At 35.6% G+C, this 23,802-nt stretch carries 21 protein-coding genes; 9 read left to right on the top strand and 12 right to left on the bottom strand.

Features of this window, described 5'->3' with window-relative positions:
• Positions 1-122 precede the first annotated feature (122 nt).
• The 7 genes from E5D58_RS13000 (at position 123) to E5D58_RS13030 (ending at position 7,507) form a co-directional block, all read left to right on the top strand.
• Complete coding sequence (locus tag E5D58_RS13000; protein ID WP_136482461.1) at positions 123-782, top strand: metal-dependent transcriptional regulator; 660 nt, start codon at positions 123-125, stop codon at positions 780-782.
• A complete protein-coding gene (locus tag E5D58_RS13005) occupies positions 769-3,078 on the top strand; it encodes a TonB-dependent receptor (protein WP_136482463.1) in 2,310 nt (769 codons plus the stop codon). Before E5D58_RS13000 ends, E5D58_RS13005 begins: the two co-directional genes overlap by 14 nt.
• A gap of 4 nt (positions 3,079-3,082) precedes the next feature.
• On the top strand, positions 3,083-3,988 hold the full coding sequence (locus E5D58_RS13010; RefSeq protein WP_136482465.1) for a metal ABC transporter solute-binding protein, Zn/Mn family: 906 nt from the start codon (positions 3,083-3,085) through the stop codon (positions 3,986-3,988).
• Between the two features lie 136 nt (positions 3,989-4,124).
• The gene (locus tag E5D58_RS13015; RefSeq protein ID WP_136482467.1) at positions 4,125-4,862 is read left to right on the top strand and encodes a metal ABC transporter ATP-binding protein; all 738 of its coding nucleotides are present in this window, start codon (positions 4,125-4,127) and stop codon (positions 4,860-4,862) included.
• A 2-nt stretch (positions 4,863-4,864) separates the two neighbouring features.
• The gene (locus E5D58_RS13020; protein WP_136482469.1) at positions 4,865-5,992 is read left to right on the top strand and encodes a metal ABC transporter permease; all 1,128 of its coding nucleotides are present in this window, start codon (positions 4,865-4,867) and stop codon (positions 5,990-5,992) included.
• Positions 5,985-7,145 (top strand): metal ABC transporter permease, encoded by a 1,161-nt coding sequence (locus E5D58_RS13025; protein ID WP_136482471.1) that lies wholly within the window; start codon positions 5,985-5,987, stop codon positions 7,143-7,145. Before E5D58_RS13020 ends, E5D58_RS13025 begins: the two co-directional genes overlap by 8 nt.
• A gap of 2 nt (positions 7,146-7,147) precedes the next feature.
• Positions 7,148-7,507 (top strand): YraN family protein, encoded by a 360-nt coding sequence (locus E5D58_RS13030; protein ID WP_136482473.1) that lies wholly within the window; start codon positions 7,148-7,150, stop codon positions 7,505-7,507.
• Positions 7,508-7,520: 13 nt separating this feature from the next.
• Here the strand turns inward: E5D58_RS13030 and E5D58_RS13035 are convergent, their stop codons facing one another.
• Complete coding sequence (locus tag E5D58_RS13035) at positions 7,521-8,846, bottom strand: TlpA family protein disulfide reductase (RefSeq protein WP_136482475.1); 1,326 nt, start codon at positions 8,844-8,846, stop codon at positions 7,521-7,523.
• Positions 8,847-8,865: 19 nt separating this feature from the next.
• A complete protein-coding gene (gene mfd, locus E5D58_RS13040) occupies positions 8,866-12,213 on the bottom strand; it encodes a transcription-repair coupling factor (RefSeq protein ID WP_136482477.1) in 3,348 nt (1,115 codons plus the stop codon).
• Between the two features lie 196 nt (positions 12,214-12,409).
• Between mfd and E5D58_RS13045 the strand changes: the two genes are divergently transcribed.
• Entirely contained in the window at positions 12,410-12,841 is a 432-nt protein-coding gene (locus E5D58_RS13045) for a tellurite resistance TerB family protein (protein WP_136482479.1), read from the top strand.
• 66 nt (positions 12,842-12,907) lie between these two features.
• On the opposite strand, the gene E5D58_RS13050 is transcribed toward E5D58_RS13045, so the two are convergent.
• The 10 genes from E5D58_RS13050 to metG all read right to left on the bottom strand — a co-directional run bounded on the left by E5D58_RS13050 (position 12,908) and on the right by metG (position 22,627).
• On the bottom strand, positions 12,908-13,723 hold the full coding sequence (locus E5D58_RS13050; protein ID WP_136482481.1) for a cyclase family protein: 816 nt from the start codon (positions 13,721-13,723) through the stop codon (positions 12,908-12,910).
• Positions 13,724-13,770: 47 nt separating this feature from the next.
• A complete protein-coding gene (locus E5D58_RS13055; protein ID WP_136482483.1) occupies positions 13,771-15,888 on the bottom strand; it encodes a Tex family protein in 2,118 nt (705 codons plus the stop codon).
• Between the two features lie 308 nt (positions 15,889-16,196).
• On the bottom strand, positions 16,197-16,715 hold the full coding sequence (locus tag E5D58_RS13060; protein ID WP_136482485.1) for a ferritin: 519 nt from the start codon (positions 16,713-16,715) through the stop codon (positions 16,197-16,199).
• Between the two features lie 115 nt (positions 16,716-16,830).
• Positions 16,831-17,214, bottom strand: a complete 384-nt coding sequence (locus E5D58_RS13065; RefSeq protein WP_136482488.1) for a cupredoxin domain-containing protein — start codon at positions 17,212-17,214, stop codon at positions 16,831-16,833.
• Positions 17,215-17,276: 62 nt separating this feature from the next.
• Positions 17,277-17,825, bottom strand: coding sequence for a carboxymuconolactone decarboxylase family protein (locus E5D58_RS13070; RefSeq protein WP_136482490.1), 549 nt, complete (start codon positions 17,823-17,825; stop codon positions 17,277-17,279).
• A 141-nt stretch (positions 17,826-17,966) separates the two neighbouring features.
• Complete coding sequence (locus E5D58_RS14990; protein ID WP_168796693.1) at positions 17,967-18,122, bottom strand: hypothetical protein; 156 nt, start codon at positions 18,120-18,122, stop codon at positions 17,967-17,969.
• Positions 18,123-18,213: 91 nt separating this feature from the next.
• A complete protein-coding gene (locus tag E5D58_RS13075; protein ID WP_136482492.1) occupies positions 18,214-19,056 on the bottom strand; it encodes a helix-turn-helix domain-containing protein in 843 nt (280 codons plus the stop codon).
• A 100-nt stretch (positions 19,057-19,156) separates the two neighbouring features.
• Positions 19,157-19,858, bottom strand: a complete 702-nt coding sequence (locus E5D58_RS13080) for an OmpA family protein (protein WP_136482494.1) — start codon at positions 19,856-19,858, stop codon at positions 19,157-19,159.
• Positions 19,859-19,885: 27 nt separating this feature from the next.
• On the bottom strand, positions 19,886-20,371 hold the full coding sequence (locus E5D58_RS13085) for a lipocalin family protein (protein WP_136482496.1): 486 nt from the start codon (positions 20,369-20,371) through the stop codon (positions 19,886-19,888).
• A 189-nt stretch (positions 20,372-20,560) separates the two neighbouring features.
• Entirely contained in the window at positions 20,561-22,627 is a 2,067-nt protein-coding gene (gene metG / locus E5D58_RS13090) for a methionine--tRNA ligase (RefSeq protein WP_136482498.1), read from the bottom strand.
• Between the two features lie 263 nt (positions 22,628-22,890).
• Between metG and E5D58_RS13095 the strand changes: the two genes are divergently transcribed.
• Positions 22,891-23,802: a S66 peptidase family protein gene (locus tag E5D58_RS13095; RefSeq protein ID WP_394345712.1), complete on the top strand. Its 912-nt coding sequence runs from the start codon at positions 22,891-22,893 to the stop codon at positions 23,800-23,802.

Raw genomic sequence — 23,802 nt, forward strand, 5'->3', positions numbered from 1 at the left:
TGAATCATTTAAGTTTAAACCTAAAATTACAACTTTTTTATAAATAAAAATATTTTCTATTTTTTTAGTTACATTTGCAAAATATTTAAGCTTACTTAAAAATTAATTAAAGCACACAATTAATGTCGACCGCAATAGAGAATTTCGTAAAGGCCATTTACAAAAATGGCAAGCGAGACAATAATGATACCAAACCCGGGAATATTGCTAAGGAATTAGGCATATCCAATGCAGCAGCTACAGATATGGCTAAGAAGTTAGCAGCAAAAGACTTGTTACTCTATGAAAAATATCAAGAATTAAAGCTAACAGAAAAAGGCACTAAAATGGCACTCAATGTGGTGAGAAAACATCGTCTGTGGGAAGCCTTACTTTTTAAACTATTTGACTTATCACTACACGATATTCATCGCGAAGCTGAATTATTAGAACATCAAACTTCAGACCTATTAGCAAATAAGATTAGTGAATACCTTGGAAACCCAAAATTTGATCCCCATGGAGACCCCATTCCTAATGCTCAAGGAGAAATAACCACAATAGATACTTCTATAGCTCTTTCAAATGCGGAAGAAGGTAAAACATATGTTATTTCAAGATTAATGAGCGATGACAAAGAATTTTTTGAATTCTGCGCTCAAAACGGTTTAAAATACAGCAACACCGTTTTTGTTTCAAAGCAATTTAGCAATAACAAAATGACCCAAATACAAGTAAACAATAATAACATCCTATTAAATCAGGATTTTAGTTCTATTATCTACGTTAATGAAAACAATTAAATTTACCTGTTTCTTTCTATTCTTAGCCAGCCATATCAAGGCTCAAAATATTTCGGGGCGAACAACCTCCGAAGGTATGCCACTTCCTTATGTAAATATCTTCTTAAAAAACACAACCAAAGGAAGTTCCAGTAATGATAATGGACAATACACCATAAAAAATGTTTCACCAGGCACCTACACTATTGTAGCGTCGTTTACTGGATTTAAAAATATTGAGAAAAAGATTACTGTTACAAAGCATAAAAACACGATTGTTAATTTTGAACTTCAGGAATCCGAAAGCTTGAATGAAGTAATCGTTACCGGAACACTTAAAGCAGTTTCGCGCTTAGAAAGTCCAGTTCCAGTGGAAGTTTACACCCCCACATTTTTCAAAAAAAATCCAACAACAAATATCTTTGAAGCTCTTCAAAATGTTAATGGTGTAAGGCCCCAATTAAACTGTAACGTATGTAACACAGGCGATATTCACATAAATGGTTTAGAAGGCCCTTATACCTTAGTGCTTATTGATGGTATGCCCATAGTTAGTGGACTATCCACTGTTTATGGTTTATCAGGAATTCCTAATTCTTTGCTAGACCAAGTTGAAATTGTTAAAGGACCAGCATCGTCACTTTATGGTAGTGAGGCTGTGGGCGGACTAATCAATATTATAACCAAACTTCCAGAACATGCGCCCATGTTTTTTGGAGATACCTTTGTATCGAGTTGGGGAGAGGTTAATACCGATTTAGGTTTTAAATCAAGAGTTGGTAAAAGTGCCGATGTTTTGGTAGGCGTTAATTACTTCAATTACACCAACCCAATTGATAACAATAACGATAACTTTACAGATGTTACGATTCAAAATAGAATATCCGTTTTTCAAAAATGGAATTTTAAAAGAAAAAGTAACAAAGCATTTTCTCTAGCTGGAAGGTACTACTACGAAGATAGATGGGGTGGTGAAATGCAATGGAATTCAAGTTTTAGAGGAGGCACAGACGTATACGGTGAAAGTATATATACGTCACGCTACGAGCTCCTAGGGAATTATCAATTACCTGTAGAAGAAAATATGAATTTTCAGTTTTCTTATTCAGATCACGATCAGAACTCTGTTTATGGTGACACCCCATATTTGGCAAAACAGCGTATAGGATTTGGCCAACTCGTTTGGGACAAACCCATTACAAATCACGATTTACTCTTTGGAATAGCAGGTAGATACAATTACTATAATGATAATACCCCTGCCACTGCAACTGTTGACGAAGTTGTTATTCCGTCACTATTTGCCCAAGACGAAGTAACCCTAAGCCCAAAACAACGATTACTTTTAGGCGCTCGCTATGACTATGATAGCCGACATGGCTCTATATTTACGCCAAGAATTGCTTATCGTTTTAAACCTACAGAAGATGATATTATCAGACTAAATGCTGGAACTGGATTTAGAGTAGTTAACTTGTTTACAGAAGATCATGCGGCTTTAACTGGAGCAAGAGATGTTATTATTGAAGAAGAGTTAAAACCTGAGCAATCTTACAACATCACACTTAATTACCTAAAGCGATTGTACACTAAAAACGGGATGTTGTTTACTTTTGATGCTTCAGCTTTTTACACCTATTTCACCAATGCCATTATCCCTGACTATGATACAGATCCAAACAAGATTTTTTATAGAAACCTTGACGGTTACTCCACCTCAAAGGGAGTGAGTTTAAATATTGATGCCGTGTTTGGAAGCGGCATAAGTGGTTCTATTGGAGCCACACTTCAAGATGTATCTAAACGTGAAGATGGTGTAACCACGAAACAAATTTTAACCGAAAGCTTCTCGGGAGTTTGGTCTTTATCCTACCGTCATTACCCAACAAATATAACAGTAGATTATACTGGAAATCTTTACGGCCCCATGCGTTTACCGCTTTTAGGAGAACTAGACCCTCGTAAAGAATATTCGCCAACATGGAGCATACAGAACATTCAATTTACTTATAACGGGTTAAATAATTTCGAAATATACGGAGGTATAAAAAACCTTTTAGACTGGACTCCTAACGAAGGAAATCCTTTTATAATTGCACGTTCAGAGGATCCTTTCGACAAAAACGTTGACTTCAACGAAACCGATCAACCTGTTTCTGCCACGAGTCCAGCTACGGGGCAAACCATTATTGTGCAACCAGGAGGCGTATTACCAACAGACAATAACCCATATGCCTTAACTTTTGATCCCACATATGTATATGCGCCCAACCAAGGACGTAGATTATTCATTGGATTAAGATATACTTTAAACTAAAAATATGAAAAAGCTTGTTATCATACTCTCATTATCCCTTGTTTTAATTAGCTGTAAAACCGAAACAAAATCTAACGGCAAAATAAACGTTGTAACCACAACTACCATGATTACCGATTTAGTGCAGCAAATTGGAGGGAACCACATAAACCTTAATGGGCTTATGGGTAGTGGCGTAGACCCCCACTTATACAAAGCTAGCGAAGGCGATGTTACTAAACTAGCCAACGCTGATATTATTTTTTATAACGGGCTTCATCTAGAAGGTAAACTAGTAGAGGTGTTCGAAAAAATGAAAAACAAGAAAACCATTGCTATATCAAATGCCATCGATAAAAACACCCTTATAGGTTCAGAATATTTTGCATCTAATTACGACCCGCATATTTGGTTTGATATAGATTATTGGATTCAGGTTACTCAATTTGTGGTCGATCAACTTTCAGAAGCAGTGCCCCAACAAAAATTAATTTTTCAAAATAATGGCAATAGCTATATAAAAGCCTTACAAGAATTAAAATCTGAAATAGAAACCGCTATTTCTAAACTTCCTCAAGAAAACCGTATTTTAGTAACAGCCCATGATGCGTTTAATTATTTTGGAAAAGCCTTTGACTTCAAGGTAGTTGGTTTACAAGGGCTATCAACGGCAACCGAAGCAGGCGTTCAAGATGTTCAAAAACTTTCAAATTTCATCATTGAGCATCATGTAAAAGCTATTTTTGTTGAAAGTTCCGTACCAAAACGCACCATCGAAGCATTACAAGCCGCGGTAAATTCGAAAGGCCATCATGTGAAAATTGGCGGTTCCTTATATTCGGATGCACTAGGAAATGCTGGTACTACAGAAGGTACCTACATAGGTATGTTTAAATATAATGTAAATACTATTGTCAATGCTTTAAAGTAATTTTTAGTAGCTAATCCTGCTATCCACAGTATCTTTTTTTGAAGCTACGCTTCGGTATCTGCGAACAACATATTATTTTGTTCTTGATAATCTCAAAAAAAGGATGCCGTTTCTATCAGGGCTAAAACAAAACATTATGAGTAATAATATTGCTGTTCAAATTGACGATTTAACCGTCGCATACAATTATAAACCTGTACTTTGGGATATCGACTTAGAAATCCCAGAAGGTGTACTCATGGCAATTGTAGGGCCAAATGGCGCAGGTAAATCAACACTAATAAAATCAATTTTAGGCATTTTAAAACCTATTGCTGGTAGCGTTAGTATTTATGGAAAACCCTATGACAAGCAAAGATCGCAAGTGGCCTACGTGCCACAAAAAGGTAGTGTAGACTGGGATTTCCCTACCACAGCCCTCGATGTGGTTATGATGGGGACCTATGGTAGTTTAGGATGGATTAAAAGGCCGGGGCAAAAAGAAAAAAAAGCAGCCCTAGAAGCCTTAGAAAAAGTAGGTATGCTACCGTTTAAAAACCGGCAAATAAGCCAGCTTTCTGGTGGGCAGCAACAACGTATATTTCTGGCCCGAGCCCTTGTTCAAAACGCCTCTATTTATTTTATGGATGAACCTTTTCAAGGGGTGGATGCTACGACCGAAATTGCCATAATCAATATTTTAAAAGAACTGCGTAAAGCAGGTAAAACGGTTATTGTAGTGCATCATGATTTACAAACAGTTCCTGAATATTTTGATTGGGTAACCTTCTTAAATGTTAAAAAAATAGCAACGGGTCCCGTAAAAGACATTTTTAATGATGACAATTTAACTAAAACCTACGGTATTAATTACAAAGTAAGTATTCAAGAATAACTATGGATTTACAAGAATACATACAACTGGTTTTTACAGACTACACCCTAAGGACTATAACACTCGGCACAGCAATTTTAGGAGCCGTAACGGGCATGCTTGGTAGTTTTGCAGTTCTAAGAAAGCAAAGTCTTTTAGGCGATGCTATTTCACATGCTGCCCTTCCAGGTATAGCCGTAGCGTTTTTAATAACAGGCACCAAAGACAGTAATATATTACTTTTAGGTGCGCTCATTAGTGGCCTTATAGGAACCTTTTGGATACGCGGTATCATTAAAAAAACACACTTAAAATCCGATACAGCCTTAGGACTCATTTTATCACTTTTCTTTGGTTTTGGAATGTTACTGCTTACATTGATTCAAAAGCAACCTAACGCCAATCAAGCGGGCTTAGATAAATATTTATTCGGTCAGGCAGCCACCCTTGTAGAAAGCGATGTTTGGATGATGACTTTGGTAACAGGTTTGTGCTTAATAGTTCTACTTTTGTTTTGGAAAGAGTTTAAAATTCTTCTTTTCGATGCCGATTATACAAAAACCTTGGGTTTTAATACAAAACTCATAGATATTCTTATTACCTCTTTCATCGTATTGGCCATTGTTTTAGGCTTACAAACTGTAGGCGTGGTATTGATGAGTGCGATGCTCCTTGCTCCTGCCGCTGCAGCAAGACAATGGACCAACAGTCTTGGTGTAATGGTATTACTCGCAGCTTTGTTTGGAGCATTTTCGGGTGTATTAGGCACCGCCATAAGTGCCTCTCAAAATAACCTATCTACAGGCCCTGTTATTGTAATAATTGCAGGTGTTTTTGTACTATTCTCATTTATATTTTCTCCTAGTAGAGGGCTCCTGTTTAAGCAAATACGATTTATTAAAAACAGGCGTGATCTTAAACTTCATAAAACATTGGCCTTCATGTTTCGAATTGCCGAAACACATGAAAATATTGCGCATCCCCATTCTATAAAAATTTTAAATAACTTTCAAGGGTTTACAAAAGGTACGTTGCAGCAGTTGGTTAGAAAAAACTACGTAAAATTAGAGGGTAGTATGTGGAGCTTAACAGATACCGGGTTTAAAACAGCAACTAACTTGTATAACCAACAAAATAAAGACGATGACTAGTGCTCAATTTGAAATACAGCTTATTGCAAGTTTAGTGGCCATAGCATGTGCTATTCCAGGTACGTTTTTAGTACTCAGAAAAATGGCTATGATAAGCGATGCGATTAGCCATTCCATCTTACCAGGCATTGTCATTGGTTTTTTTATCACCCAAGATTTAAACTCACCACTATTAATCCTTTTGGCTGCAATAACAGGTATTATTACGGTCGTGTTGGTGGAGTACATACAAAAAACAGGACTCGTAAAAGAAGATACCGCCATCGGTCTTGTGTTCCCTATTTTGTTCAGTATTGGTGTTATTCTAATTGCTAAAAATGCTAATGATGTCCATCTAGATGTGGATGCCGTACTATTAGGAGAACTGGCTTTCGCTCCATTTGACAGGGTTTTAGCCTTTGGTGTAGATCTAGGACCAAAATCTTTATGGGTTATTGGCAGTATTTTAATAATAACTATCGGTTTACTGATTGCATTTTTTAAGGAATTGAAAATAAGCACTTTCGATGCAGGTTTAGCGGCATCACTGGGGTTTTCTCCAATAGGCATTCATTACGGATTAATGACCATGTCATCAATTACCACGGTTGGTGCCTTCGATGCCGTAGGTGCCATATTAGTAGTAGCACTCATGATAGCACCTGCAGCGACAGCATATTTACTTACCAATGATTTAAAGCGCATGCTCTTGTACTCTATTGGTTTTGGAGTTTTCTGCGCTCTATCTGGTTATTGGTTAGCTCATGGTTTAGATGCCTCAATTGCAGGTTCTATTACTACTATGCTTGGTCTAGTGTTTTTACTAGTCTATTTATTTGCACCTAATAAAGGCGTCTTGGCTGTAATTTATAGAGAAAAACAGCAACGTACAGAAGTATCCTTGCTTACCTTTCTACTTCATCTAAAAAACCACTCTGAAGAAAGTGAACGTCATGTTAATCATCTTAATGAGCATATAAACTGGCAAAAAGTTAGAGCAAAAACCGTACTCGATTTAGCCTTAAAAAACAATATGATTCAATTTGATAAAAATATTGTGTCTTTAACCACAAAAGGAGAAGCCTTCACCTCTCAAGCCATTGATTATATTATAACCAACGAAGATGGTAAAATAGAGCATATGAAGGAGGACTTCTTTTTATTTAGAGGATAACTATGGCACATCATAATGAACTAGGAAAAAAAGGAGAACAACTCGCGGTAGACTTCCTTTCTGAAAAAGGCTATCATATTGTAAAGCGTAATTACCGCTTTGAGAAAGCCGAAGTGGATATTATAGCGCAAAAAGATGACATTCTGGCGATCATAGAAGTTAAAACGCGTTCAACCTTAGATTATGGTAACCCACAAGACTTTGTTAAACCAAAACAAATAAAAAACCTAGTCAAGGCAGTTGATGCCTATATTACTTCAAATAATTTAGATTTAGAAGTACGCTTTGATATTATAGCTATTATAAAATCGGAGACGCGATATGATATTGAACATCTAGAAAACGCCTTCTATCATTTTTAAAGCAACTTGAGCACTATCTGCTGAAAAACGCCTTTACTGCATCAAAATTCTCGGGTTTATCAACAATCTCCTTATTTCTATTTAAAATAAAATAGGTAGGTGTGGATTTAACTCCATAAGACTGCGCTACCTCATTTTTCCATTTTTCTTTTCCATAAACGTGAATAAAATTTGGAAAGTGCCCAATCAATTCCTTCCATCGTGTTGGTTCGTCTTCTAGACCGACGGCCACAACTTGGATATTTCCTTTGGGTTTAGCTTCAACATAAGATTTAAGTTGAGGTACCTCGTCTAAACAATGTGAACAACCACTACTCCAAAACACAAGCACGTAATAATCCGCTATTTCCAATTCGCTTAATCTTTTGGCAGGACCTGTATTACCCTGTTCTGTTTCTAATAAAAAATCAGGAGCTTGCGTGCCATTTGAAAGGTCTTTATACAATATTAATGCCCGTAAAAGTTCTTGATCGTTTAAAGCTACTGCCACATCCATTAAATACGTTTCAGAAATATAATTAGCAATAGGCTCAAGTTTTAAATCGGCCATTTGCTGCCATAAATCAAATAATAAGGCCCTTTGAACTTCTTTTGGCGCCACCTTCATTTTTTCGCCAACAACATCAATATTCTTTTTAAAAACAGCCAACTTATCTTTACTAGAAGATGACATTCCAAATACATAGTTCAGCGTTTTTTCCGTCAAAAAACTAGAACTTTGTAAAGCCGGATTACTGTAATCTACATAATCAAAATAATGTGCTTTCAAGGCCTTTATGTAAGCATCTATTTTTAAGTATTTATTAGGAGTATAAGGTTTATTGGCTTTAATAAAATCTAAAGCAATGGTTCCTTCGGCTGCTTTCTCATAGCCTTCCTGTGTTTCTTTTTGTGTCTTAAAAATGCTCTTTAAAGCGAGGGTGTCATTACTTTTTTGTCTAAAATAATTCCCGATACTCTGAGTTACCATAGACATGCTACTTGTATAAGATGAAAGTAATTTATTCTCGAAAGAATTAATATAACTTACACCTGTTTCTGCATTAAAACTTAACTCAATATCTTCTTTAGCATTATAAATAACATCAAAATTATAATCTTCCTGTGGTACCGCATACACCAATCTATACACGCCTTTTGAAAGCGAAGCATCTAACTTAATTTCGAAATGACCATGCTCATCTAGTTTAGAACTGGCCACATACTCCGATATAGTAGGCGTTACTTTGTACAGCAGTAAAACGTTATAACTTTCCGCTGGGGTAAAGGTCCCTTTTATGACATGCTGGGAAAAAAGAAAACATGGTAAAATGAATAAAATAAAAACTAATCGCTTCATATATAGTTAAAAACAAATTTTAAGCCACAATTGGCTGTAATGCTTCCAAAGCCTGTTTAATGGATTTAATATTTTCAAAAGTAAGCATTAATCGCAGCCCATTTCGGGTTTGCTTTTCTTTCATTTTACATGCCATCGGATTGGTTTGCACAAACTTAAGCACATTAGTAAAACTGGAACTTTGATAAAAACTACTTTGTTGATCGTTTATAAAATAACCTATGAGTTTACCTTGCTTCATCACCACTTTTTCTAGACCTATTTTGGTTGCCAACCACTTAATTTGGACACTGTTTAATAAATCGGTCACTTGCTTTGGAAGTTCACCAAAACGATCCATTAATTCTTTTTCAAAGATATGTAATTCCTCGGCTGTTTTAAGGTTATTAAGCTGTGTATAAAGATTTAACCTTTCAGCTATATTATTTATATAGCTATCAGGAAATAGAAGTTCAAAATCTGTATCGATTGTAACATCTTTAACATATATTTTGTCATCTTCAGTTTCATTATACAAATCCTTAAACTCGTTTTCTTTAAGTTCTTCAATAGCTTCATTCAAGATTTTCTGATACGTATCAAAACCTATTTCATTAATAAACCCACTTTGTTCACCCCCTAACAAATCGCCAGCTCCCCTAATCTCTAGGTCTTTCATAGCAATATTAAAACCACTACCTAATTCGGTAAACTGTTCCAGCGCTGTAATACGTTTTCTGGCATCATCGGTCATGGCTGAATACTCAGGGGTGATAAAATAACAGAATGCTTTTTTATTGCTACGCCCAACTCTACCGCGCATTTGGTGTAAATCACTTAAACCAAAATTATTAGCGTTATTTATAAAAATAGTATTGGCATTGGGAACATCCAAACCACTTTCAACAATAGTCGTGCTTACCAAAACATCGAAACCACCATCCATAAAAGACAACATAAGTTGTTCTAATTTTTTTCCATCCATTTGGCCATGCCCAACACCTACTTTGGCATCTGGTACTAAGCGTTGAATCATACCTGCCACTTCCTTAATGTTTTCAATTCTATTATGAATAAAAAACACCTGTCCGCCCCGTTCAATTTCATAACTCACAGCATCTCTAATGGTCTCTTCAGTAAATCTGATAACATGACTTTCAATGGGGTATCTATTTGGTGGTGGCGTCGTGATTACCGATAAATCTCTGGCAGCCATTAAGCTGAATTGAAGAGTTCTAGGGATTGGTGTTGCTGTTAAGGTTAAAACATCAACATTTTCTTTTAATGATTTTAATTTTTCTTTAACCGCAACCCCAAACTTTTGTTCCTCATCAACAATAAGAAGCCCTAAATCCTTGAATTTAACATTTTTATTAACCAACTGATGCGTCCCTATAATGATGTCAATCTTACCGTTATTAAGGTTTTCAAGAACGTCTCTTTTCTCTTTGGCTGTTCTAAAACGGTTCAAATAATCAACCGTTACAGGAAAATCTTTTAAGCGTCTTTTAAAGGTTCTAGCATGTTGATATGCTAATATCGTGGTTGGAACTAACACAGCCACTTGCTTACTGTTATCTACAGCTTTAAACGCTGCTCTTATAGCAACCTCTGTTTTACCAAACCCCACATCACCGCAAACCAATCTATCCATGGGGCGCTCGCTCTCCATATCGGCCTTAATATCTGCAGTAGCACTACTCTGATCAGGAGTGTCTTCGTAAATAAAAGAGGCCTCCAGCTCGTGTTGCAAGTAACTATCGGCGTCATATTGATAACCCTTTTCTGTTTTTCGTTTTGCGTATAATTTAATAAGGTTAAAAGCAACGTGCTTAACTCTAGCTTTTGTTTTTTGCTTAAGTGTTTTCCAAGCGCTGCTTCCTAATTTATAAATTTTTGGAGGTTTCCCGTCCTTCCCATTAAACTTAGTAATTTTATGCAAGGAATGTATACTCAAATAAAGGACGTCCCGTTCACCATATACCAATTTAATTGCTTCCTGTTTTTTGCCTTCTACCTCAATTTTTTGAAGACCACCAAAACGCCCAATTCCATGATCTATATGAGTTACATAATCGCCAATATCTAAATTTGTAAGTTCTTTTAGAGTAATAGCTTGCTTTTTTGCATAACCATTTTTTAACTGAAACTTATGATAACGTTCAAAGATTTGATGATCGGTATAACAAACCAGTCTTGAATCATGATCTATAAAACCTTGGTGCAATGATAGCACCACTGTGTGATAAGACACCTCTTCTTCAACATCATCAAAAATATCATGAAACCGTTTTGCTTGCTGCTCGCTCACACATACTATGTAATTGGAATAGCCTTTACTGTGGTTGCTTTTTAAATCATCTATTAAGAGATTAAACTGCTTATTAAATGATGGTTGTGGGGTGGTATGGAATTCGATGCTATTGCTTGGGGCATTATTTGAAAGTACGGCCTGCGTTCCAAACTCTACTAATGTAAAATCTAATAACTGTTTCCTTAAGAGATTAGAATTACAAAACAACGCATTGGGTTCGGCATGCTTAATATCGGACGATAATGATTTAAAGGCATCTTCAGCCTTCTTATAAAAATCATCAATCCTAGAAAAGAGCAAATCCGTATTCTTTACAAACACTACTGTTTTTTGAGCTATATATTTTAAAAAGCCTTGACGTTTTTCTTGAACTAACTTATTAGCAACATTAGGGATAATGTTAATCTTTTTTATCTGCTCAATAGACAGTTGTGTTTCGACATCGAAAGTTCGAATACTATCTACCTCGTCACCAAAAAACTCTATTCTGTAGGGTTTATCATGAGAGAACGAAAAAACATCCACAATACCTCCTCTAACAGAAAACTCGCCAGGTTCTGTAACAAAATCAACCCGTTTAAATTGATATTCAAAAAGGATCTCATTAACAAAATCGATAGACAAGTTATCATTAATGGCAACCTTAAGTGTATTACGTTCTAACTCTTTTCTAGTAACAACTTGCTCAAATAATGCATCTGGATAGGTTACAATAATAGCGGGTTTTTTTTGCGAATTAATCCTGTTTAAAACCTCTGCTCTTAAAAGCACATTGGCATTATCGGTTTCTTCAATATCGTAAGGCCTTCTATAGCTTCCAGGATAAAATAACACATCTTTGTCGGTTAATAACTGCTCTAAGTCATTTAAATAATGTGCCGCTTCCTCCTTATCATTAAAAACCAATAAAAATGGTTTTTTCGAGTCTTTAAAAACACTGGAAACAACAAAGGAAAAAGCCGATCCTACTAAACCTTTTAGATGGGTAATACTTTGGGGATTAGCAATAAATTTCTGCAGATTTTGCGTTTGCAAAGCCTGTAAATAGGTTTGAGAGAGGGCCTTTTTGCTCACCTAATTCTGTTTTGAACTGCAAATATAAGACTTGCCTATATTAATAGAGTTATTTTTTAGAACATATTAAACTTGATTTTAAACTGTTACTTATCATAACTAAAAATGATATTTTGAATAAAAATTATCGGCAGGTAAACTATTAAAAAATCAAAAAAATATGTAGGTTTGTTATTATACATAAAAGATAAGATATATGTCGTTTTCAAATTTATTTGATGGAGGATTCAAGAAGCGTAATGAAAGTCATTTTGCTGCTATTGTGCGTGTTGCAATGGATGATGGTATAATAACCCCTGAGGAACAAGCTTTTTTAGACAGATTGGCTCACAATTTGAATATTGGAGAAGAGAAATACAAGCAAATTTTAAAAGATTACAAGTCGCATCCCATTAACCCTCCAGTGTCTTATGAAAAGCGTTTAGAGCGCCTTTATGATTTGGTGCGTATGGTTCATGTGGATCAAATTAAAGGAAACTCTGAAAATAAATTATTACATAAAATTGGAGTGGGTCTTGGATTTCATGCCGTTAATGTAAAATACATAGTAGACAAAGCTTTAACCCTTGTAAACAATGGTGTAGATTTAGATACTTTCGTAGATCAAATAAAAAATATGAATAGATAATTTATAAGATTATCGCTGTAAAAAGCATCCAATAATAGGATGCTTTTTTTATACCAGAATTACAAATTAATTGCTTAAAAATGCGACAATACGCAAAGGGGCACCGCTGCCACCCTTAATTTTCATAGGTAATGCTACAATATCAAAACCTTGACTAGGCAACCTATTCAAATTCGTTAAATTTTCGAAAGCTGGAATGTTTTCAGATAACAAAACCACGTGGGTTTTAAAATACGTGGATTGCCCATAATCGATACTAGGTGTATCGATACCAACAGCATGTACGCTTCTATTAGCAACTAACCACGAGGCCGCCTCGGGTGATAACCCAGGAAAATGCAATAGCTTAACAGCTTCTTCCCCTCTTTGACTGGTCCCTAAATAAGTTTCTTTATCTGGATAATACTTTGAAAAGCCCGTTTCAAGTAAAACGATACTGCCATTGGGAATTTGTTGATTCTCTTGTGTTTCCCAATTTGTTAAATCATCAATAGTAATAAGGTAATCTGGATTATTTAAGGCCTTTTTACTCACGTCAATTTTTATTGCATGTCCAATAAGCCTTTCGAGAGGAATTTCGTCTACATGTTGTTTCCCTTTTGCAAAGTGAATGGGCGCATCAATATGGGTACCTCCATGTTCTGCCGTAGCAAAATTATTCGCGGCATAGTAAAACCCTTTATCGGTTTCACCAGCAGCAACAGTATCCATTTCAAACTCCTTGGCTGTTACCCAATATACCGTTTCTTCAGAAAACTCATGAGTTAAATCAATAACTCGTTTATTGGAAATTGAATCTTGTTTGGCACTAAGCGGAGCTTCTGCTGCGTTATTACATGCCAATAAAAAACCAATAACACTTAAGGATAATATTTGTTTCATATCTTAAAGTTTAAACCATTCCTTTAAAGATAAGAATTTAGCAAAATTTATTTATGTAGCTTTAGCTGAATACGCTTTCTTGAAATATCGACATCCAATACTTTAACGATAATTTGTTGATGCAAGTGCACGTGTTCACTAACATCTTTTACAAATCCATCTGATAGATTCGAAACATGGACAAGACCACTTTCCTTTATACCAATGTCAACAAAACAGCCAAAATTTGTAATATTATTGACAATACCAGGCAATAACTGCCCCGATTGCAAATCGTTGATAGTCTTTATGTTTTGATTAAAGGAAAACACCTTAGCTTGTTCCCTAATATCTAACCCTGGTTTTTCAAGTTCTATTATAATATCTTCCAATGTTAAAACCCCTATTGTTTCGTTACAATATGCTTTTAAATCTAATCTTTGGAGCTTTTCGGAATTCCCGATTAAGTTTGCCACCGTTGTTTTTAAATCCGACGCCATTTTATTTATAAGCTTATAGCGTTCTGGGTGTACGGCAGAATCATCAAGAGGGTTTTGGGCGCCTTTAATTCTTAAAAAACCGGCACTCTGTTCATAGGCTTTCCCTCCCAATCTTGGTACTTTTTTTATGTCATTTCTTGACAGAAAAGCACCATTTTTATTTCTGTAGTCTAAAATATTCTCAGCTAATTTGGGGCCTATTCCAGACACATAACTCAATAAGGGCTTACTGGCAGTATTGATGTTTACGCCAACGGCATTAACACAATTTTCAACTACAGTATCTAATTCCTTTTTAAGCTTCCCTTGATCGACATCATGTTGATACTGACCTACGCCTATAGATTTGGCATCAATTTTAACCAGCTCTGCCAATGGATCTTGTAGTCTTCTCCCAATAGACACTGCGCCTCTAACTGTTACATCATAATTAGGAAACTCCTCTCTTGCTATTTTTGAGGCAGAATAAATACTAGCTCCAGCCTCACTAACAACAAACACTTGAATCTCATTTTTAAAATATATTTTCCTAACAAGGTGTTCTGTTTCTCTTGAAGCCGTACCATTTCCAATAGCAATAGCGTGGATTTTATAAGCATCTGCCAGCGAACTAATCTTTTTCATAGCACCCTTGCTATCATTTTTTGGCGGGTGTGGATAGATGGTTTCGTTATATTTTAGCTGTCCTTGAGCATCCAAACAGACCAGCTTGCAACCGGTTCTAAAACCTGGATCAATAGCCATGACCCGTTTTTCTCCAAGTGGAGAACCCAATAATAGCTGTTTTAGGTTTTTTGCAAAAACTCCAATAGCAGCATCATCGGCCTTTTCTTTAGCTACTTGCAAAGCTTCATTGCTTAGAGATGGCAGCAATAATCGCTTGTAGGCATCTTGAATTGCTATTTCAATGTGTTCTGCAAAGGCGTTATCACTTTTTATAATGCGTCTTTGAATATTATCTAAGGCTCGATCATCATCAATACCAATTTTAATACGGATAAAACCTTCTTTTTCAGCTCTTAAAATAGCCAGCAACCTGTGTGATGGAATTCTGTTTAAAGACTCTTCCCATTCAAAATAATCCTGAAATTTCTGAGCACCTTCTTCCTTGGACTTGGTTTTTACAACTTTGGTAGAAATAACAGCAAATCGCTCTAACTGATATCTAATTCCTTTTCTTATATCGGAACGTTCGTTTATCCATTCTGAGATAATATGTCTAGCGCCCTCCAAAGCATCTTCAGCAGAACCAACAGCTCCTTTTACATATCTATGAGCTATTGACTCAACATTATTTGCATTTTGAGACATGATAATTTTAGCCAATGGTTCTAAACCGTTTTGTCTGGCTTTTTCTGCTTTGGTTTTTCGGCTCTTTTTAAATGGTAGATATAGGTCTTCAAGGGCTGTAACATCTTGCGTCTTTTCAATTTTTTGCTTCAATTCAGCAGTAAGCCCCCCCTGCTCTTCTAAAGCCTTGAGAATAGATTTTTTACGTTTTTGTAAAGCCTCAAATTGTTCTTTATATTTTACTATATCTCCTATTTGAACTTCATCCAAATTGCCTGTTTGTTCTTTTCTATACCGAGAAATAAAAGGAATCGTGCAATCTTCGTTTAACAATTTAATAGTACTCTTCACGCCCTGCTTTGGGAGTTCTGTCGCTCGCGTAATAAAATCTATCATGGCACTAATTTAAAAAGACCTATCAAGTTTAAAAACTTGATAGGTCTTTTTTATCTATTTATTAAAAAGCTTAAGCTACTTTCTTGATTAAATCGAAACAAGGGCATTTTTTACAGCGCTTAGCCTCTCCTTTCTTAAATTTTTTGCAGCAGCTAGATTTTACCTTATTTGGAACTTCTATACCTAGCTTTTTTAGTTTTTTTACTGCCTTTTTTTGCTTTTTCTTACCCACAGAAATTTATCATATAAGAATCTGCGAGCAAAAATAAGCTATTTTTATTAAATCTAAATAAGCCTAAATGTTAAAATTATTCAGGTGCATTCATAGCAGCTGTTGTAACCGTAAGATTTTCTATGTCTCTATCAAATAAATAAAGGCCTCCCTTATCATCCCCAATCATATTAATTTTATCTAAAATAGTTCTTGCAACGGCCTCTTCTTCTATTTGTTCGGCAACATACCATTGTAAGAAATTATGAGTAGCATAATCTTTTTCTTGAAGGCTAATATGTACCAATTCATTAATACTTTGAGATACAAATACTTCATGCTCAAACAACTTTTCAAACATTTCTTTAAATGATTTGAACGTTACGTTAGGCGCGTTTAATTGAGAAATTTTCGCATGACCACCTCGTTCATTAACAAACTTTACTAGTTTCAGCATGTGCTCCCGTTCTTCATCCGATTGTGCAAACATAAAATTAGCAACACCTTCAAGGCCTTTCACTTCAGCCCAGCAAGCCATCGCTAAATAAATTTGCGAAGATTCAGCCTCTACACGTATCTGTTTATTTAATGCTTCTTCTATAGTTTTTGACAACATAATATTTCGTTTTTTGTAAAGTTACAGATTTCATCGACTTCTTTCAATGCTCTGGTATAAAAAAAGGCTATCCCGCATTAGGATAACCTTATTCAACATTTAACCAAACTACCCCCTACTTTACTGTAAGCGTATACTGTGGTGTTGGATTTAACGGACAGAAATATACATACTCGCCTTGGGTTAAAGTTGTTGCATTTGTTTTTTGTGTTTCACCATCTTTCACAACTGTGGTTACATAAGCCGTCTTAATATGATTTTCTGGGTTGCTAGCGTCTTTTCCTTTTGGCACCAAAACTAAACCAACCTCTTTGGCAGCATGGTTATTTGACACTTCAAAAATGTAGGTTCCTGCATCTACAGTTAATCCTTTTTGAGTAAACTCTCCTTTTGTCTGTTCTAAAGCAATGGTTTTTGTTGCTTTATTCATTTGATCTTGTGCATTTGATTGAAATGTAAATGCTAACACTACTACTAATACTGATACTATCTTTTTCATAATTTTAAGTTTTGCGAGCATATCGCTCTGATTATATGTTAATTATTAAGTTTTTTAATTTGTTAAGCCAATTCTGCTTCAAGTGGCTGAGCCAAAGGGAAATCAACTGGTACCTGCGTTGTACTATGGATATAATTTGAAATGGTTTTATCTCCTACCAAAGAAATAGCATCTATTAAATTGGCTTTTGTATAACCTGCGTTAAAGAAATTCTCTAATACATCAGAATCTGTACGTCCTCTATTTTCAGTTAAGTTTTTGGCAAATTTTGCTAAGGCATCAAATTTTGAATTAAATGATGCGCTTCCTGCTCGAAGCTCTAAAATCTCACGCTCAGAGAAGCCATTCATTTTTCCTATTGCCGTGTGGGCAGATAAACAATAAATACAGTTATTTACTTGGCTTACGGCTAAGTTAATTACCTCTTTTTCTTTTGCAGACAACGACGTTTTCGCGTTAGCAAAGGTTAAATAGTTTTCTAAAGCTGTATCACTATTTGCATAGGTTGCATATAAATTTGGAACAAAGCCTAAGGCCCTTGTTAAGTTGTCGAAAATAGCTTGGTTATTTTCGCTTACTTCTTCTCTTGTTGGTACATTAAATGTGTCCATTACTTCTAATTTTTAATTGTTAATATTTTAAATTTTATTGTTTTAATTTCTTGGTACAAAGATGCTTTGGTTCTGGATTTTGCACCATGTAGCAATTTCCTTTTAAGATGTCAATTTTTCCCTTTATGAAAAATCACCAATCTAAGAAACAACATGAGGCCTTTCTGTATCACAGTAAAAATCTGAGATATAGTTTTGCTCACAATGCGTTTTTGGCGAAATCGTATTTACTACCGACCTTCTTTTTCCTTTAAATATTTCAATAAGATTGAAAATGGATGTGTGTTTTAAATTCATGATTTTGCTGTTTTAATTATACAGTACAAAGATGCATGAAAAGGAAAGGTGATAAAATGACAAGAATACCCATAAGGTTGTCAATTTTTCCCTAATAGACTTTTTTTATCTGCTTTTTGAAATCTGATGGAGATAGAGTCGTGTGTTTTTTGAATAATCGGCTTAAGTGAGAGGCATCTTCGAAACCTACCTTATAAGCAATTTCTTTGGCTGTCATATCTGTATACATCAATAACCGTTTCGCTTCTAAGATTATACGTTCATGAATAATTTGTAATGGACTGGTATTTAACTTAGCAAAGTTATTGGACAGTGTTTTAGGCGATTTAAAGAGTCTGTCTGCATAGTAGGAAACACTATGCTCTGCTTTAAAATGAGCTTCAACCAGCATATTAAACTCCCGAAGCAAATCTATTTTAGTGTTTTTAGCAGTCTCTACAAAGCCTTCTTTAGCCTTTAGTAAGCGTGTGCTAATAATTATAAAACGCGCCATTAGCATGCGTAACATTTCAGCTTGAATCGTATCTTTTGTTTCTAGCTCATCTAAAAACACTTCATGAAGAATATTTAGTTTGCGTTGCTCTTTTATATCGAGTGCGATTATAGGAATATGCATATTCCCAAAGAATAATAAGCCTGCACAGCTCACTTCTTGGTCATGGTCTTTAATACAATAAAACTCTCGATTAAACTGATATACAATTAAATCTCTACCCGAAATAAACTGAAAATATTGAACTACTGTAAGCGCTAGTATACTATTTGGCTCAATGCTATAAGGGATACTATCTACTACAACCTCTGCTGGATAATCATTGGTTCTAATAAAGGTGTATAAATCTGGTTGCCTTGGTGTACTGTAAGATTCTAAAAGCCCTTCATTACCTATTTTAAGAATGGCATTGGTAGAGAATTCTGTAAATGTATTTTGCATGACCGCTTAGTCTATATAATCTTAGAATAATTACAGAACACTAAAAACAAAAAATCCTGCTTAGAATCTAAACAGGATTTTAATCTAAAACAAACTGGTACTAATTACCCGCTTGCTGTTTTGCTTCTTCAATCATATCGTCATTAGGTAAAATAACAATATTTACACGCCTGTTTTTAGAACGTCCAGCCTCAGTGGAATTATCTGCAATGGGCTGTTCTTCTCCGTACCATTTGGTAATTAACCTTGAAGACTTTACTCCATTTTGTTTTAAAAAATTGGTTACAGAATTGGCTCTGTTTTTTGAAAGCGTCATATTATATCCAGCATCTCCCGTACTGTCTGTATGCCCTACAACCAATATTTTAGTGTCTGGATTTTCAATAAAAATAGAAACTAATTTCTTTAGGGTATTTTGTGAAGGCTCGTTAATATTATACTTATTTGTTGCAAAATACACGCCGCTACCGTCCTCAAAAGTAACTACAATTCCTTGATCTATGCGCTCTACTTGAGCCCCAGGAACTTCCTCTTCTATTTGTTGCGCTTGTTTATCCATTTTATCGCCAATAAGAACACCAGCACCACCGCCAACAACGCCACCTATAACAGCACCTAATGCCGCATTTCCGCCACCTACATTATTCCCGATAATGGCTCCTAAAATAGCACCGCCAGTTGCTCCAATAGCAGCTCCTTTTTGTTTATTATTAGCGTTTTGAATGGATTTACAATTAACAAGGCTAAGCGCCAGCACCAATGCAAATAAAAATACTGATGTTTTTTTAATATATGTTCTCATAATAATAACTTGATTTAAACTAAACTTTTAATTTGTGCTATTTATAGTTTTCGAAAAATTCATGGTAATCACAAAAGGTTTCCCGTCAACCGTAGTCGTTTGCTCCCATTGCATGTTAGTTTCAGATAAGGCCGCAAGCTTTAAACGAAAGCCTTGGTTAGTTTCGGATTTCCCCTTGGCATCGGTTGGTTTTAATAAAAAGTCATATAGGCCTGTAGCTTCATCAACCTCATCAATAGTAAAAATAAAAAAACGGTCCCCACTACTACAGCCTACACCACTAATAGCATAGGTGCCTGTGTTATTATTAGGAATAAACTTCCATGTACTTCCCTCAAAGCACTCCTTATTTTCGTCATTTAGAAGCGTTAGCTTATACGGTCCTTGTTCACTAAAGGCAATATTGGTAAGGGTCCAATCCCCTTTCATTACTTTTTTAGAGATTCTTACTGTTTTCGACCCTCCACAGGCTATCAAACTAAAAGCTAATAGCAGCATTACAATGTTTCTCATGAAATAATTTGATTTTTAGGTTAGATAAAGGTATTACAACTATGACCCTTTTTAAATAAAACGTCACTTTTAAAAAATAAAATACTTTAACTAATTTACGCTCAATGAACCTATTTAGATGATTCCTTAATCCAGTTTTTTTTATTAATTCTGCCCAGCTTTGACGTTCTAATTTTCAATTATATTGAACTAACTTATCTGCAGCCCATTAGCCACATTACTATCATCCGGGCTTACAAAAACTAATTTGCCCTCGGCCGTTTCAGTCATTAAAATCATACCTTGACTTTCCACACCTCTTAAGGCTCTTGGCGCTAAATTTACTAAAACAGTTACCCGCTTACCAATAACGTCTTCAGCCGTAAAGCTCTCTGCTATACCCGAAACTATGGTTCTGGTATCTATCCCAGTATCAACTTTCAGCTTTAAAAGTTTTTTAGTTTTAGGCATTTTCTCTGCCTCTATAATGGTTCCTACGCGAATATCTAACTTGGTAAAATCATCAAAAGTAATAGTATCCTTTTGAGGTTCTACAACCTTATTTGCTGCTTCATTGGCTTTTTTACTGGCTTCAAGCTTATCTAACTGTGCTTGAATCGTAGCGTCTTCAATTTTAGAAAACAGCAATTCTGCTTTTCCTATTTGATGACCAGCAGGAAGCAATTCTTTTTTATTTTTCACATGGTTCCAGTCGGTTTTTGCTTCACCCGAAACCACATTAAGAATGTGTTTTAATTTGTCTGAAGTAAAAGGTAAAAAGGGTTCACTTAACGTTGCCAGAGCCGAAGCTATCTGAAGCGCCACATACATGATTGTTTTAGTACGTACCTCATCTTGTTTAATAACCTTCCAAGGCTCGGCATCTGCTAAATATTTATTTCCTAATCTCGCTAAGTTCATTAACTCTTGGCCCGCCTCTCTAAACCTGTATCGCTCAATAGAACTAGCAATAACATCTGGATAAGCTCTTACAGCGGCAAGCGTATCTTGATCTTCTTGTAAAAACTCGCCGGGTTCTGGTACTACGCCATTGTAGTACTTATTGGTTAGTACCACTACACGGTTTATAAAGTTTCCAAAAATAGCCACAAGCTCGTTATTATTTCTGGCTTGAAAGTCTTTCCAGGTAAAATCGTTATCCTTAGTTTCAGGAGCGTTGGCAGTAAGCACATACCTTAGCACATCTTGTTGCCCTGGAAAATCTTTCAAATATTCAGGTAGCCAAACCGCCCAATTTTTTGATGTTGATAGCTTCTGTCCTTCTAGGTTTAAAAATTCGTTAGCTGGCACATTCTCTGGTAAAATATAAGACCCCTCGGCTTTTAACATAGATGGAAAAATAATACAATGAAATACAATATTATCTTTACCTATAAAGTGTACCAGCTTGGTGTCTTTATCCTTCCAGTATGGCTCCCAATCTTTTCCTTCTTTTTCAGCCCATTCTTTGGTAGAAGAAATATAACCAATAGGCGCATCGAACCAAACATACAATACTTTTCCTTCACCCCCTTCAACGGGCACCGGAATCCCCCAATCTAAATCTCTGGTTACGGCTCTTGGTCGTAATCCATCATCAATCCAAGATTTTACCTGCCCATATACATTGGGTTTCCAGTCTTTTTTATGACCCTTTAAAATCCAGTCTTTTAAAAACGCTTCATGTTTATCCAAAGGTAAAAACCAGTGTTTTGTTTGTTTGAGCGTTGGCACATTTCCTGTTAAAGCCGATTTTGGATTTATAAGATCTGTAGCATTATGGCTAGTGCCACAATTTTCGCATTGATCTCCATAACTCTCTTCATTACCACATTTAGGGCAGGTACCCACTACAAACCTATCGGCTAAAAATTGATTGGCTTCCTTGTCGTAGAGCTGTTCCGTAGTCTCCTCAATAAACTCTCCTTTATCATATAAGATCTTAAAAAACTCTGAAGCCGTTTCATGATGAATAGGGGCAGACGTTCTTGAATAATTATCATAAGTAATTCCAAAATCTTCGAACGACTTTTTAATAATGGCATGATATTTATCTACAATATCTTGTGGAGACACACCCTCATTCTTTGCTTTTATCGTAATAGGCACACCATGTTCGTCGCTGCCACCAATAAAAGCGACATCGTTCCCTGTTAACCTTAAGAAACGTACATAAATATCTGCTGGTACATAAACACCTGCTAAATGCCCAATATGAATAGGGCCGTTAGTATAAGGTAAAGCAGTGGTAATGGTATATCTTTTAGGATGGCTCATTGAATCTATATTAATCTATCGTTATAAAAGCTTGAAAAAATAAGGTTTTATTATGAGGAACTCGTGGTTGCTCACATTTTCTGATATTCTTATTTTTTACTGCGCCACAAAAGTAATCAAATAAGCAGGCATTTAGAAAAAAAATGTACATTTACCGTATGTGGAAAAACCTCCTAAAATTCAGTATATTTTGGATGCTTTTGTGCTTCATATCCAACAAGATTGAAGCCCAAAATAATGCGCCAGTAACAACACAACAAATTTTGAAACAACCAGTATATTTAAAAGCAGGAGATACCGTTGCTATTATAGCTCCTTCAGGAATTTTAAGACATAGAACAAGGGAAATAGAGCAAGCTAAAACCTTGCTAAAAAGTTGGGGGCTACATCCAATTTTGGGGAAGCATGTGTTTAGTCAAAACAATCATTTTGCAGGAACAGACGACGATAGATGTGAAGATTTCCAAAAGGCCCTAGACAATCCTAAGGTTAAAGCCATTTGGTGTGCTAGAGGCGGCTATGGTTCTGTTAGAATTTTAGACCATATCGATTGGACAACATTTAAAGAAAACCCAAAGTGGGTTATTGGTTATTCAGATATTACAGCCATTCATAATCAAATACATAACGAAGGTATTGAAAGCTTGCATGCCCTTATGTGTGTAAGTTTAACTCAAGATTTATCTGAAATCGAGTCCAGTCTTTCTAGTTTTAAGAACACTATTTTTGGCAAACCTCTTAGCTATACACTTTCAGGATCTACATATAATAGAACAGGAATAGCCTCTGGACAACTAGTTGGTGGTAATTTAACGATGCTTCACACCATGCTAGGGTCCGATTCCAGCATAAACACGAATGGAAAAATTCTATTTATTGAAGAAATAGGCGAATATAAATACCATATAGACCGTATGTTACAAAGTCTAAAACGGGCAGGATATTTTAAAGACTGCCAAGGCGTAATTGTTGGAGACATGTCTAAACTCAGAAAAAACACAACGCTTTGGGGGAGTTCTATAGAACAGCTTATCTTGGACGCCCTTTCAGAATATAATTTCCCTATTGCCTTTAATATGCCTGCAGGTCATGAAAAAGAAAACAACGCTTTAATCCTTGGAAGAACCATAGACTTAGAAGTGGGTAAAAAGGAAACTATTATTAAATTTAGATAA

The organism is Cognatitamlana onchidii, assembly GCF_004804355.1.
In the GTDB taxonomy this organism is placed as follows: Bacteria; Bacteroidota; Bacteroidia; order Flavobacteriales; family Flavobacteriaceae; genus Cognatitamlana; species Cognatitamlana onchidii.

Excerpts from the sequence above, each read along its gene's own strand:
- E5D58_RS13000 (WP_136482461.1), top strand. The coding sequence starts at position 123 with ATGTCGACCGCAATAGAGAATTTCGTAAAGGCCATTTACAAAAATGGC.
- E5D58_RS13025 (WP_136482471.1), top strand. The coding sequence starts at position 5,985 with ATGACTAGTGCTCAATTTGAAATACAGCTTATTGCAAGTTTAGTGGCC.
- E5D58_RS13030 (WP_136482473.1), top strand. The coding sequence starts at position 7,148 with ATGGCACATCATAATGAACTAGGAAAAAAAGGAGAACAACTCGCGGTA.
- E5D58_RS13045 (WP_136482479.1), top strand. The coding sequence starts at position 12,410 with ATGTCGTTTTCAAATTTATTTGATGGAGGATTCAAGAAGCGTAATGAA.
- E5D58_RS13075 (WP_136482492.1), bottom strand. The coding sequence starts at position 19,056 with ATGCAAAATACATTTACAGAATTCTCTACCAATGCCATTCTTAAAATA.
- E5D58_RS13070 (WP_136482490.1), bottom strand. The coding sequence starts at position 17,825 with ATGGACACATTTAATGTACCAACAAGAGAAGAAGTAAGCGAAAATAAC.
- E5D58_RS14990 (WP_168796693.1), bottom strand. The coding sequence starts at position 18,122 with ATGAATTTAAAACACACATCCATTTTCAATCTTATTGAAATATTTAAA.
- E5D58_RS13055 (WP_136482483.1), bottom strand. The coding sequence starts at position 15,888 with ATGATAGATTTTATTACGCGAGCGACAGAACTCCCAAAGCAGGGCGTG.
- E5D58_RS13035 (WP_136482475.1), bottom strand. The coding sequence starts at position 8,846 with ATGAAGCGATTAGTTTTTATTTTATTCATTTTACCATGTTTTCTTTTT.
- E5D58_RS13010 (WP_136482465.1), top strand. The coding sequence starts at position 3,083 with ATGAAAAAGCTTGTTATCATACTCTCATTATCCCTTGTTTTAATTAGC.
- E5D58_RS13080 (WP_136482494.1), bottom strand. The coding sequence starts at position 19,858 with ATGAGAACATATATTAAAAAAACATCAGTATTTTTATTTGCATTGGTG.
- E5D58_RS13050 (WP_136482481.1), bottom strand. The coding sequence starts at position 13,723 with ATGAAACAAATATTATCCTTAAGTGTTATTGGTTTTTTATTGGCATGT.
- E5D58_RS13060 (WP_136482485.1), bottom strand. The coding sequence starts at position 16,715 with ATGTTGTCAAAAACTATAGAAGAAGCATTAAATAAACAGATACGTGTA.
- E5D58_RS13015 (WP_136482467.1), top strand. The coding sequence starts at position 4,125 with ATGAGTAATAATATTGCTGTTCAAATTGACGATTTAACCGTCGCATAC.
- E5D58_RS13020 (WP_136482469.1), top strand. The coding sequence starts at position 4,865 with ATGGATTTACAAGAATACATACAACTGGTTTTTACAGACTACACCCTA.
- metG (WP_136482498.1), bottom strand. The coding sequence starts at position 22,627 with ATGAGCCATCCTAAAAGATATACCATTACCACTGCTTTACCTTATACT.
- E5D58_RS13065 (WP_136482488.1), bottom strand. The coding sequence starts at position 17,214 with ATGAAAAAGATAGTATCAGTATTAGTAGTAGTGTTAGCATTTACATTT.
- E5D58_RS13085 (WP_136482496.1), bottom strand. The coding sequence starts at position 20,371 with ATGAGAAACATTGTAATGCTGCTATTAGCTTTTAGTTTGATAGCCTGT.
- E5D58_RS13005 (WP_136482463.1), top strand. The coding sequence starts at position 769 with ATGAAAACAATTAAATTTACCTGTTTCTTTCTATTCTTAGCCAGCCAT.